Source organism: Prevotella sp. kh1p2 (assembly GCF_900111525.1).
Lineage (GTDB): Bacteria > Bacteroidota > Bacteroidia > Bacteroidales > Bacteroidaceae > Prevotella.
In genome coordinates, this window is the sequence record NZ_FOHY01000009.1 from 46,622 (window position 1) to 59,341 (window position 12,720).

Below are 12,720 nucleotides of genomic sequence, written 5' to 3' on the forward strand. Positions count from 1 at the left end.
AACATGGAATTATTGAGTAAAGTAGGCCGCTACCCGTTTTTGGCCGAGCCGTTCCACTGCGATTTCAAGAACCGCCTGTTCATGGGGCACCTGGGAAACCACCTGCTTAATGCGGCCGATTTCCACAGCAACGACCGTGGTTACGGCATGACGTACCTCAACCCCATCCACAAAACGTGGGTGCTCTCGCGCCTGGCCATCGAGATGACGGAGATGCCGCTCTCTTACGACCGCTTTTTCGTGGAGACATGGGTTGAGGGAGCGATGAAGTTTTTTACGAGCAGAAACTTTGCCGTTACGGGAGCTGACGGCAAAGTATATGGCTACGGCCGCAGCATCTGGGCCATGATAGACACCGACACCCGCCAGCCAACCGACATTCTGGCCATACACGACGGCCTGATAACCCGCTACGTTGAGACCGGGAAGGACTGCCCGATTGAGAAGTCCTCGCGGGTGAAGATGGACGGACAGGCCGAATACGTGCGCACCATCGACACCCAGTACAGCGATGTGGACATAAACGGCCACATCAACAGCGTGAAATACATTGAGCACATTCTCGATTTGTTCGACCTCAGCTGGTATCGCACGCACGCGGTGAGCCGCTTCGAGATTGCCTACGTGGCCGAGAGCCATCAGGGTGACAAGCTCAACTTCTACCGCGAACAATCAGCAGCCGATGAATATTGCGTCCGCGTAACCAAGACAACGCCCGATGAAGAAAGTGAAGTGGAAGTTGTAAGAAGTAAGGTTAAATTCGTAAAAGAATGAATTTAAATTTGGCAGTTTGATTATAAATCATTACTTTTGCGCTTGAAACAGAGAAAGTACAGTATAATGACAGTTCTCCGCGAACTGCGAATAAACAAACATAGCTTATGGCACAAATGAACTTTGGTGGCGTTATGGAGACAGTAGTCACCAGCAAGGAGTTTCCATTGGAGAAAGCACGCGAAGTGCTCAAGGACGAAGTGATAGCCGTTATCGGCTACGGTATTCAGGGACCCGGCCAGGCCGGTAACCTGCGAGACAACGGTTTCAACGTAATCGTGGGCCAGCGCGAAGGTAAAACCTACGACAAGGCCGTGGCCGACGGATGGGTTCCGGGCAAGACGCTCTTCTCCATCGAAGAGGCAGCCCGGCGCGGCACCATTGTCTGCATGCTGCTTTCAGACGCCGGACAGATTGCGGTGTGGCCCCGCATCAAGCCGTATCTCACCCCCGGCAAGGCGCTGTATTACTCCCACGGCTTCGCCATCAACTGGAACGACCGCACGGGCGTGGTTCCTCCCAAGGACATCGACGTTATCATGGTAGCCCCCAAGGGTTCCGGCACCTCGCTGCGAAGCATGTTCCAGGAGGGTCGCGGCCTGAACTGCTCCTACGCCGTTTATCAGGATGCAACGGGCAAGGCCGAAGAACGGACCATCGCTTTCGGCATCGGCATCGGTGCCGGCTATCTGTTCAAGACCACCTTCCAGCGTGAAGCCACATCCGACCTTACGGGCGAGCGCGGCGCACTGATGGGGGCTATCGAAGGATTGCTCGAAGCACAGTACGAGGTGCTGCGCGAACACGGGCATTCACCATCCGAGGCGTTCAACGAAACGGTAGAAGAACTCACGCAGAGCCTGATGCCTCTCTTTGCCGAGAAGGGCATGGACTGGATGTACGCCAACTGTTCTACCACCGCACAGCGTGGCGCACTGGACTGGGCTCCACGCTTCCGCGAGGCCATCAAGCCGGTTATGGAGTGGCTCTATCTCTCTGTCAAGACCGGCAACGAGGCACAGATATCCATCGACTCCAATTCTAAGCCCGACTACCGCGAGGGCTTGAACAAGGAGCTGGAGGCCATGCACAACATGGAGATGTGGCGAACCGCCGAGACGGTGCGTAAACTCCGCCCCGAAAACAACTGATGTAAGCACAGGTTTACATATACAGCAACACGCCGACGGGCTGGTTCCAAGATGGAGCCAGCCCGTTTCTTTTTCCGTTCTTTCACCTCTGGCAGCCTGCCGGTTTACCTTGTTTTTTATTTTACAAACACCCTCTGTAGTTTCGCGTATTTGCCACCGGGCGGCCTGTTGCCCGCAAATACGCGCTAAAAACGCCTCTTTCCTAACTGGTTAACTATCAATGTTTTGCCTAAAAAGCATACTTTCGGCTTGCACGGAGATGGTCTTTTAACTGTAAGGAGATGGTCTCTTTATGCTAAAGAGCTATGCTCCTTATGGTAAAGCGCATAGCTCCTTATGGTAAAAAGCATAGCTCCTTACGGTAAAGAGCATAGCTCCTTAGGCTTAAAAGGATAGCTTCTGCAGTCTTGAATGCCATCTTCGGCAACCTTGAAGGTATCAATTAAGGTGAAAAGAGGCTGCAAACGGCAATTTCGTTTGCTATTTGGGCCGAAATCGTTGCATGGATTTTAGGCATAAAAAGTTTACAAACTCTGTATCAACTTCAGTCGTTTGAGAGGGTAGAGAGCAGACGTTACTTGGCATGCCGGCGCAGGTACGAGGGATTGATGCTGATGTAGCTGCCGTCGGCCAGCACCGTTTCGTCGAACACCAGCTGCTCGATGGCGCTGTCGAGTTGGCGGGTGGGCAGCCCGAGACCATTGAGTTCGGTTACGTGATGGCGCTCGCCGTCGGAGAGCAGGCGGATGATTTCGCGCCGTGCGCTGGCCGTGCGTTCCTCCGAATCGTGGCTGGCCGACTGCTCCAGGCATACGTCGCACTGTCCGCAGTCGCTGCTTCGGCTCTCGCCGAAGTACTTGAGCAGCTGCCGGCTGCGGCAAATATAGTCGGTGGTGGCATACTCCAGCATGGCGTGTATGCGCTTGGTGTACTGTTCGCGGCGGCGTTCGTACACCTCGGGCGGGATGATGAGCCGTTCGGCATCGTCGCGGTCGCGCGTGTAGGTGATGTAGGGAGTCTTGCGACGGGGCACGAAATGCAGGATGTGGTGCTGGCTGAGCGACTTGAGAATGAGGTAAACCTGCTGCTTGTCGAGGCCCGACTGCTGGGCGATGAGTGCCTCGTCAATGTAGCCGTAGTCGGTAAACAGGCCGCCGTAGTTGCGCAGCAGGGCGGTTATGACGGCGTCCTCGTGGGGCGACAGTGTACTGAGCCGGTAGAGTTCGTTGCGCTCCAGCAGGAACATTACACGCGCGCTGGCGTCGGGGTCCATCTCGTAGTCGAGGTAGCCGGCACGCTGCAGTATCTTCAGCGAGGCGTCTACCTGGATGGGGAAGTGCCTGAAGGTGCGGCTGAACTTGTCGATGTCGAACTCAAAAGTATGCCCGCCGCCGCTGCCCACGCCTATTTGGTAGTAGTAGGCAAGGTGCTCGTACACCTGCCGAATGTAGTCCTTGTCGGGAAAGTTGTCGCCTATGCGCTTGTTCAACTTGCGCTCGTCGCCGTCGTTATACAGCAGTACTGCGTAGGCTTTGCGGCCATCGCGCCCGGCGCGGCCCGCCTCCTGGAAGTAGGCTTCGATGGAGTCGGGGCAGTCGAAGTGGACAACCACCCTCACGTCGGGTTTGTCGATGCCCATTCCGAAGGCGTTTGTGGCAACCATAATCCTTGCCTCGTCGGCCTGCCAGGCCTTCTGCCGCTGGTCCTTGATGGCGTGGTCGAGCCCTGCGTGGTAAAAGGTGGCGCTCATGCCGGCGGCATCCATCAGCTGTGCCAGCTCCTTGGCGTGGCGCCTACTGCGCACGTAAACGATGGCAGAACCGCCGACGGAGTTCAGGATATGCACCAGTTCGGTGTACTTGTCGGTGGCCCGCCGCACGATGTAGGCCAGGTTCCGGCGCTCGAAACTCATGCGGAAGACGTTTTTCTGCCCAAATCCGAGGCGCTCCTGTATGTCGTCCACCACATCGGGAGTTGCCGTTGCGGTTAGCGCCAGCACCGGGACGCCGGGCTTGAGCTTGCGTATGTCGGCTATCTGCAGGTACGAGGGACGGAAGTCGTAGCCCCACTGGCTGATGCAGTGGGCTTCGTCTACGGTTATGAAACTTACGTTGATGTGGCGCAGTTTGGCTTGAAAAAGGTCGGATGAGAGGCGCTCGGGCGAGACATAAAGTATCTTGACGCCGCCGAAAACGCAGTTTTCGAGTGTCTTGATGATTTCCTGCCGCGTCATGCCCGAGTAAATGGCGGCAGAGCGGATGCCCTGGCGCTGGAGGTGGGCAACCTGGTCCTTCATCAGCGCAATGAGCGGCGTGATGACAATACACACGCCCTCGGCGGCCAGGGCGGGAACTTGAAAGGTGACGGACTTGCCGCCACCGGTTGGCATCAGGCCGAGCGTGTCGCGTCCGGAGCCAATGCTTTCGATGATGGAACGCTGGATACCGCGGAAGTCGGGGTATCCCCAGTACTGCCGCAATAGGTCAAGATACCTGTCACTCATCTTCTTCCGTGGGGCGGATGTCTTCTATCTGCAGCTGTATCTGGTTGTGTTTGAACACGTTGTCCTCAATGGTGTAGGCAATGTCGAAGCTCCGCTTGGACTTGATGTAGCGGGCCGAGGCGCTCTGGCCGAAGGCGATGCCGTTTACAACGGTGCTCGACTTGGAGTCTACCAGCTCCAGCTTGATGTGTTCCTGCTCGCGTCCCACCACCTTGCTGGTGCCGTAGTCGTACACTCCCACGGTGCAGAAAAGCGGCTTGGTGTTGTCGGGGCCGAAGGGGGCAAAACGCTTCAGGTCGTTGTGCAGCCTGCGGGTAATGTCCTTGAAGTCGATAACGGCGTCGATGTTCAGGTTCGCTTCCGTCTGTTCGGGCTGTATGTGCTCCTCTACATACTGGTGGAAGCGGTTGCGGAACTCTGATACCTTGTCCCATTTCAGCGTGAGCCCGGCGGCGTAAGTATGGCCGCCGAAGTTTACGAGCAGGTCTTGGCAGTCCTTGATGGCGGCATAGATGTCGAACCCCGTTACGCTTCGGGCCGAGCCGGTGGCAAATTCGCCGTCGCGCGTCAGCACCACCGTGGGCCGGAAATAGATTTCCGTGAGGCGTGAGGCCACAATGCCGATGACGCCCTTCTTCCAGTGTTCGTCGTACAGAACGATGGATGAGCGGTGCCTCTGGCTCTCCAGGCGGGCCACAATCTGGTTGGCCTCCTCGGTCATCTGCTTGTCTATGTCCTTGCGTTGCTCGTTGTACTCGTTGATGTGGCGGGCTTTCTTCAGTGCCGCACTGTAGTCCTTCTCCACCAGCAGGTCAACGCTCTCCTTGCCGTTCTCCATCCTTCCCGAGGCGTTAATGCGCGGGCCAATCTTGAAAACGATGTCGCTCATGGAGATGTCGCGGCCGTTGAGCCCGCAAATATCAATGATGGCTTTCAGTCCGAGGCTTGGGTTTTGGTTGAGTTGCTTGAGCCCGTGGAAGGCAAGGATGCGGTTCTCGTCGACAACGGGCACGATGTCGGCGGCAATGCTCACGGCACAGAAGTCGAGAAGCGGAATGAGGCGGGAGAATGGGATGCCGTTGTTCTTGGCGAACGCCTGCATGAACTTGAACCCTACACCGCATCCGCTGAGATGCTTGAAGGGGTAGGAGTCGTCCGGACGCTTTGGGTTGAGAACGGCAACGGCATCAGGCATCACGTCGTCGGGAACGTGATGGTCGCATATAATGAAGTCTATTCCCTGGCTCTTTGCGTAAGCTATCTGTTCAACAGCCTTGATGCCGCAGTCCAGGATGATAACTAATTTAACCCCGGTTTCCTTTGCGTACTCTATTCCTTTTTTGCTTACGCCATATCCCTCGTCGTAACGGTCGGGGATGTAGTAGTCAATGTTGGAATAGAACTGCTGCAGAAACTTGTACACCAGTGCAACAGCCGTGCATCCGTCGACATCATAGTCGCCATAAACGAGTATGCGTTCCTTGTGGCCCATGGCGTCGTTCAGCCTGTCTACGGCTACATCCATGTCCTTCATCAGGAACGGATTGATGAGGTCGGCCAGTTGGGGACGGAAGAATCTCTTGGCTGCACTTTCCGTTGTAATGCCTCGGCGAATGAGCAGATGAGCCAGTATGGGGCTCATGCCGAGCTTTTCGCCAAGTTCGTTAGCTGCTTGTTTTTCTTCTGATGTAGGAGGTTCGTAATTCCATTTGAAGTGCATTTATGTTGTTTTTGTTTCTTCTTTACGAGGCGGAAGCGCCGTGGGGCGCCGGTAATCCGTGCCCAAATTTACGAAATAAAAACGAGAAAAGCAGCAGTTCCAAATAGAAACTGCTGCTTTATTATTATTTTTTAATTCTTGGTTCTGGCTGCTTTCAGGGCGCGGTCAGATGCCGAGTTTCTTCCTGATGTCCTTTGGTACGGCGTTCTTGTTGACCATGTAGTCCATCGTGTTGGCTGCAACGAAGCTCTTGGTCATGTACCAGATGCCTTTGTACTTGCCCGTTTCGCCCCATGAGTTCTTAACCATGTAGTACTCCTTGCCGTTCTGGTCCTTGGCAATTCCATAGATGAGCATGCCGTGGTCGTCGGTAAGTTCCCAGTTGTCGAACCGTTCCTGGCGCAGCTTCTGGGTGGGTTTGAGCTCCGGAACGCTTACACCGAGCGAGTCGATGATGTTGGTGCGCTTCTCTTTGGAGAGCTTCAGCCAGCGCGCCATGTCGCTTCCGGCGTAGCTTTCCATTTTCTTCATGTCGTACGCATAGGCCAAACCGTCGCGGGTGAAGCCCTCTTCCGATACGTCGCCACCCCATGCCACGGTGTATCCTTGGGCTATGGCATTGTCTATAATGCGCATCATGTCGTCCATCGGCACGTTGTATGACAGCGGGTTACGCCAGTTGTCCTGTACTTCAACGGCAAAAGAAGTCCAGAAGGGATGGTGCGTATAGCTGGTGAAACTTACGTAGTCGTCCCAGTTGAGGCCCAGACTTGCGGCGAAAGACTGCGGGGTATAGGTCTTTCCCTGATAGGTGAAACTCTCCGGACACTTACCCAGATAGGCGTCGAGGATGCCCTGGAGCCCCGGTTTCCACTGGTTGGAAATCTTCTGAGCCTTGTTTTTGGCCACTGCATCAACAAAGGGCGACATCACGTCGAAGAACTCATTGAAGTTGTTCAGCGAGTCTCCGTACAGGCTGCCGGGGAAAGGCATGGCCTCTTCCGGCACGATGCCGTAGTGCTGGATGCAGTAAAGCGGGTCGTAGGCGCTGCCGCCCTGTGAGAACTGACAGTCTCCATGCAGGCGTACAACCTGAATGGCGCGGTCCATATACGTTTTGTTTGCAACGAACGACTCACATAGGTCATAGGTCTTACCCGTAGCTTTGAGGATTTCGGCCTCAAAGAAACTCAATGTAGAATAGTCCCAACAAGTGCCCGAACGGCTCTGATCCTTGATGCTGGTAATCTTGTTTTCCTTTACAACTGTAAATACCGGCTCGTTCGGATTCTTCTTTTCCGTCTTCTCCTGAGCGTTTGCACCCGTTGCAGCCAATGCAAGAAGTGCCATTAACAATAGTTTTCTCATTCTTTGTTATTGATTTATTAAAATATGTCAGTGTTTAGTTGTTCTCCATGAAGGCCTCTATGTCCTTGGGATGATAAGGTATGCGCTCCTCGCCGATGAAGCGGCAGCCGTCCTTGGTGATGAGCACGTCGTCCTCAATGCGTATGCCTCCGAAGTCCTTGTAGGTTTCTAACAGGTCGAAGTTGAGGAACTCCGCGCAGTGCCCGGATGCCTTCCAGTCGTCTATCAGTGCGGGAATGAAGTAGATGCCCGGCTCGTCGGTCACCACGAAACCTTCCTCAAGACGGCGGCCCATGCGCAGACTGTTGGTTCCGAACTGCTCCAGATTGGGCCTTGTCTCTTCGTCGAAGCCCACGTTAATCTGGTCAAGGTTCTCCATGTCGTGCACGTCCATGCCCATCATGTGGCCCAGTCCGTGAGGCAGGAAGATGGCATGAGCACCGGCTTTCACGGCTTCTGCCGTGTCGCCTTTTGCCAGTCCGAGTTCCTTCAACCGGTCAAACATCAGCCTGCAAACGGCAAAATGCACGTCGGCATACTTCACTCCGGGCTTTGCCACCTGCAGAACGTAGTCATGGCAGGCCTCTACGATGGAGTAGATTTCGAGCTGCCGCTGGGTGAACTTGCCGTTTACGGGATAGGTACGGGTGTTGTCGGAGCAGTAGTTGTTGATGTTCTCGGCCCCTGCATCGCACAACGCGAGGCGTCCCGCCTGCAGTTCGGCCATCGAGGGATTACCGTGCATGATTTCTCCATGCTGCGAGAAGATGGTCGGGAAGCTAACCATGGCGCCGTAGGAGTTGGCTATGCCGTCCACCTGTCCGCCTATGTACTTCTCCGTTACGCCCGGTTTGGTAAGCCGCATGGCTGTGGTGTGCATCTTGTAGCCTATGCGCGCCGCCTTTTCCAGCTCCACAATCTCTTCCGGCTGCTTGGTAGAACGCATCTTGACGATGGCTTTTATCAGTTCCATCGACGCGCTTTCCTTCTGCTGGTTGGGGTGAATACCGAGCAAGTCATAAACTTGCAGCTTGATGTCATGGCGATAGGGGGGCAGGAAGTGTATCCTGCGGTGCTTGCTCATAGCCTCGTTGCAGATGGCGGCAAGGGTCTTGGCGGGTGCCGAATGGGCCACGCCAACCTCTGCGGCCATGTCACTAACGCTGTCTACCGAGCCATACCACACGATGTCCTCAATGTCGATATCGTCGCCGATGAGGGTTTCGGTATCGTTGTCTACATCAATGACGCCAACCAGTCCGTCTCTGTTCTGTCCGAAATAATAGAGGAACGAGGAGTCCTGACGGAAAGGATAGTAGCCGTTGTTGGGATAATTGCAGGGTGAATTGTTGTTTCCAAACAGGATAATGACGCCGTTCTTGACCAGTCTCTTGAGTTCTTGCCGCCGGCGTACATAGATTTCTTTATCAAACATAATCGGTTGAGTTTAGTTATTTGACGCAAAGTTACTAAATAATCGCCAAAAATTATTAACTTTGCAAGTAAATTTAATCATCCTCATGCAAATCGACGGAAACACTGGTCTTGTGCTCGAAGGTGGCGGAATGCGTGGCGTATTCACGAGCGGAGTGCTCGACGCCTTCATGAAGTACGATGTGTACTTCGGCTATGTGGTAGCTGTATCGGCCGGCGCATGCAACGGCATGTCCTACATCAGCCGCCAGCCGCGCCGTGCCCGCATATCAAATATCGACTACCTGACCCGTTACAACTATATCGGTTTGCGCCACTTGGTCACCCAGGGGTGCATCTTCGACCAGAAACTGCTGTACGACAAGTTTCCCAATGAGTTCATCCCGTTCGACTTCGACACCTATTTTAAATACTCGGACCATTTCGAGATGGTGACCACCAACTGCGACACCGGCCGCTCCATGTACCTCACGGAGACCTCCGACCACCAGCGCGCGCTCGATGTTGTACGCGCTTCGAGCAGTTTGCCCTATGTTAGTAAGATTGTGCCGATAGACGGCATCCCGATGCTCGACGGCGGGATAGTGGACTCCATCCCCGTTATGCGTGCCATGGAGATGGGCCATTCGCGCAACGTACTGGTGCTGACGCGCAACAAAGGCTACCGAAGCCGCGAGCGCGACCACAAGGTTCCTCGTTTCATTTACAAGAACTATCCGCGCCTGCGGGTTGCCTTGAGCCATCGCATCAAGGCCTACAACGAGCAGCTGGACCTGGTAGACCGGCTCGAGGAGAGCGGACAAGTGCTGTGTATCCGCCCCCAGAAGCCCGTCGAAGTAGGCCGTATAGAGAAGGATGTCAACAAGCTCGAGGCCCTCTATGAGGAAGGCTACGAGCTGGGCGAGCAGTTCGTGATGCGCTACAACCTGCGCCGAAACTGATTGTTATTCGGCTGCAGCGGTCTGGGCAGGCTGCTCCAGGTAGTATTTAGGCGACTCGCCGTACCGGTTTGTCTCCTTTTTGCCGTCCATGAAGCAGAACACGATGATGGGCAGACCCGTTACAATGGCAACCAGCATGCTGACCACAGCCACCGGACTCTTATAGAAATCCATTATCGTATTTACGTCCGGGTTTACCGATTGGGCTGCTTCCATTGCGCCGCTGGTAACGAACATAGCGCTGAACACAACACTGGCAGCAAAGTTGATGAATACCCACCACTTGCTGTGGCCGCCATCTTGCAGTCTCCTTACGGTCACTGCCAGGGCCAGCAGGCTAAGAATGCAGCTAATGATGAAGGTCACCGTAAGCGGCAGAAACAGCTCGAGAACGAAGTTGAGCACGTAGGAGAACACGCAGAAGGGCAGGAAGAACCACCAGAACTCGGAGCGGCGGCTGCGCGAGTTGAAGTCTGTCAGTCGGCCCAAGGCCAGTTTCACTGCTTCTGAAAATCCCAGTCGGGGTCTTGCTTTGAATTGTTCCATGATGTTATGATTTAAAAATAAGGGTTATTCACTTCTTCTTTTTCAGCAGGTCGGGGCGCAACCGCTTGGTTCGCTCGTAGCTTTGTTCCATCTCCCAGTCCTTTATCTTGGCTTCGTTACCGCTCAGCAGGATGTCCGGAACCTTCCATCCCTTGTAGTCGGCCGGGCGCGTATAGATGGGTGCCGAGAGCATGTCGTCCTGGAAACTGTCCGACAGGGCGCTCTGTTCGTCGCCCACCACGCCCGGCAGCAGCCTCGTTACGGCATCGGCTATGATGGCTGCGGGCAGCTCGCCGCCCGTGAGCACGTAGTCGCCAACGCTGATTTCGCGCGTTATGAGATGGTCTCTCACGCGCTGGTCTATGCCCTTGTAGTGGCCGCAGAGTATGATGATGTTCTCTTTGAGCGACAGGTCGTTGGCCACGTGCTGGTCAAACTGCTCGCCGTCGGGGGTGGTAAAAATCACCTCGTCGTAGTTTCTCTCGGCCTTCAGAGCGCTGATGCAGCGGTCTATCGGCTCCACCTGCATCACCATACCGGCAAATCCGCCGTAGGGATAGTCGTCTACGCGGCGCCATTTGTCGAGCGTGTAGTCGCGCAGGTTGTGCAGGTGAATGTCCACGAGGCCTTTCTTCTGTGCCCTTGCCAGGATGGATTCACCGATAAAACCCTGCAGCATTTCCGGCAATACGGTTATGATGTCTATTCTCATTCGTATCAAAGCTCATGCACGCGGGCTTCCTCCAGGTGTGCGTTCATATAGCCCGGGTGCTGTGTTATTTCTGCAAAGATAGTGTTTTTTATTCAATTCGTGCACTTTCGATGCCTGAAATAACAAATTCGGAAGATTTCTGCAGCCAAACTCAATGAGGTAGAATTAATTTTTGTACTTTTGCGGCTAAAATTCAAAACCACTGACATGAAGAAGCTGTTTACTGCAGCCTTGGCTGCTTTTCTCTGCATTCCGGCCCTTTGCCAGAACGTTCAACTGCATTACGATTTAGGCCACAGCCTGTACAAAGACCTCACCCCGCGGCAGAGCCTCACCACAACGGTTGAGCTGTTCAAACCCGACAAGTGGGGCAGTACCTACCTCTTTACCGATGTAGACTACGAGAGCGACGGCGTGATGGGTGCCTACTGGGAGATAGCCCGCGAGTTCAACGTGAGCCGAAACGGGCAGTGGGCGGCGCACGTGGAGTACAACGGCGGCGCCACAACCGGCCGCACGGACGGCTCCTACTACGGTAACCGCTTCCAGCATGCCTTCCTGGCCGGCGGTGCCTGGAACTGGCACAGCGCCGACTTTGCCCGCACGTTCTCCGTGCAGGCCCTGTACAAGTACTACTTCAAGAACAGGCATACGGGTGCCCATCCCTTTAACGGCTTCCAGCTCACCACCGTCTGGGGCGTGAACTTTGCCGGGCAGCGCGGCACCTTCTCCGGTTTCTGCGACCTGTGGTACGACCCCAGCGTGCGCGGTAACCTCATTTTCGTGAGCGAACCGCAGCTTTGGTATAACCTGAACACCCTGAAGGGGTGGGAGGGCATTAACCTGAGCCTGGGCACCGAGGTTGAGATTTCCAACAACTTCGTGTGGAACGAGGTGGGCCGCAACGACAAGTTCTACGCCATCCCCACGCTTGCAGCCAAGTGGACGTTCTGAAAATGGAGAATTGAGAATGGGTAATTGACAATTATGATTTGCTTTGTGGGTAGGGGAGCGATTAGAGTTTGCTGTTCTGTAAGCTGCGGGTGGGCTGTTTGAATGCACCGATTCTTTGCTCCGCATGCTTTCGGCATGGTTGCGAAAACTCAAGTTTTAAGATATCCAATTACGTGTTGCATGGTCTTCTGATACATGCAACACGTTTTTGTTATTATCCCCTCGTATTCCAATATACCATCAACAGCCTCCTTAAAGGTATCGTTCAAGGCGCTTGAAGCTATCGTTCAAGAGGCTTGAAGCATAGCTTTTGCATCAGTAGATATAATCTTTTGATTTACAACAACTTATCCATACGCTTGCTAAGACGGAATAACAACGTGTTTATTTTGCTGCAGCGGGTCTCCTGCTGATTATTTCCTAATTATTTAAGACAGAGTAACAAAGTAATTTTTTGGTTGCAGCAGGTTTGCTACTTAGCGGGAAAGAGCAAGTAATAGTTTGCAAAAAGTCAAACTGGTATCCTCCCCTTGGAAAGGGGAGGCGGAGGAGGGGATGACCTGATAGCATGAGTTGGCAATGCAGCTTACGAAATCATCCCCTCCTAACCTCCCCTT

At 54.3% G+C, this 12,720-nt stretch carries 10 protein-coding genes; 4 read left to right on the forward strand and 6 right to left on the reverse strand.

Annotation, left to right across the window (positions count from 1 at the left end):
* Window positions 1-3: 3 nt before the first annotated feature.
* Together BMW31_RS06725 and ilvC are read left to right on the forward strand one after the other, a co-directional pair.
* Window positions 4-774, forward strand: coding sequence for an acyl-[acyl-carrier-protein] thioesterase (locus BMW31_RS06725; RefSeq protein WP_091823234.1), 771 nt, complete (start codon window positions 4-6; stop codon window positions 772-774).
* Window positions 775-881: 107 nt separating this feature from the next.
* A complete protein-coding gene (ilvC, locus tag BMW31_RS06730) occupies window positions 882-1,925 on the forward strand; it encodes a ketol-acid reductoisomerase (RefSeq protein ID WP_091823004.1) in 1,044 nt (347 codons plus the stop codon).
* A 574-nt stretch (window positions 1,926-2,499) separates the two neighbouring features.
* Here the strand turns inward: ilvC and BMW31_RS06735 are convergent.
* The 4 genes from BMW31_RS06735 to BMW31_RS06750 form a co-directional block, all read right to left on the reverse strand.
* Window positions 2,500-4,428 carry a RecQ family ATP-dependent DNA helicase gene (locus BMW31_RS06735; RefSeq protein ID WP_091823007.1) on the reverse strand — a complete coding sequence of 643 codons (1,929 nt, stop codon included), beginning with the start codon at window positions 4,426-4,428 and terminating at the stop codon, window positions 2,500-2,502.
* On the reverse strand, window positions 4,421-6,148 hold the full coding sequence (gene recJ / locus BMW31_RS06740; RefSeq protein WP_091823010.1) for a single-stranded-DNA-specific exonuclease RecJ: 1,728 nt from the start codon (window positions 6,146-6,148) through the stop codon (window positions 4,421-4,423). Before recJ ends, BMW31_RS06735 begins: the two co-directional genes overlap by 8 nt.
* Before the next feature lie 165 nt (window positions 6,149-6,313).
* Window positions 6,314-7,516, reverse strand: a complete 1,203-nt coding sequence (locus BMW31_RS06745) for a C1 family peptidase (protein WP_091823013.1) — start codon at window positions 7,514-7,516, stop codon at window positions 6,314-6,316.
* Window positions 7,517-7,550: 34 nt separating this feature from the next.
* On the reverse strand, window positions 7,551-8,951 hold the full coding sequence (locus tag BMW31_RS06750; protein WP_091823015.1) for an aminopeptidase P family protein: 1,401 nt from the start codon (window positions 8,949-8,951) through the stop codon (window positions 7,551-7,553).
* Window positions 8,952-9,036: 85 nt separating this feature from the next.
* On the opposite strand from BMW31_RS06750, the gene BMW31_RS06755 reads away from it, so the two are divergent.
* On the forward strand, window positions 9,037-9,891 hold the full coding sequence (locus BMW31_RS06755; protein ID WP_091823019.1) for a patatin-like phospholipase family protein: 855 nt from the start codon (window positions 9,037-9,039) through the stop codon (window positions 9,889-9,891).
* A gap of 3 nt (window positions 9,892-9,894) precedes the next feature.
* Here BMW31_RS06755 and BMW31_RS06760 read toward each other — a convergent pair whose 3' ends face one another.
* Both BMW31_RS06760 and trmD read right to left on the reverse strand, forming a co-directional pair.
* Complete coding sequence (locus BMW31_RS06760; RefSeq protein ID WP_091823022.1) at window positions 9,895-10,437, reverse strand: DUF805 domain-containing protein; 543 nt, start codon at window positions 10,435-10,437, stop codon at window positions 9,895-9,897.
* A 28-nt stretch (window positions 10,438-10,465) separates the two neighbouring features.
* Window positions 10,466-11,149, reverse strand: coding sequence for a tRNA (guanosine(37)-N1)-methyltransferase TrmD (gene trmD, locus BMW31_RS06765; protein ID WP_091823025.1), 684 nt, complete (start codon window positions 11,147-11,149; stop codon window positions 10,466-10,468).
* A gap of 207 nt (window positions 11,150-11,356) precedes the next feature.
* Here trmD and BMW31_RS06770 point away from each other — a divergent pair, with 207 nt between their 5' ends.
* Complete coding sequence (locus tag BMW31_RS06770; RefSeq protein WP_091823028.1) at window positions 11,357-12,103, forward strand: nucleoside-specific channel-forming Tsx family protein; 747 nt, start codon at window positions 11,357-11,359, stop codon at window positions 12,101-12,103.
* Window positions 12,104-12,720: the final 617 nt, after the last annotated feature.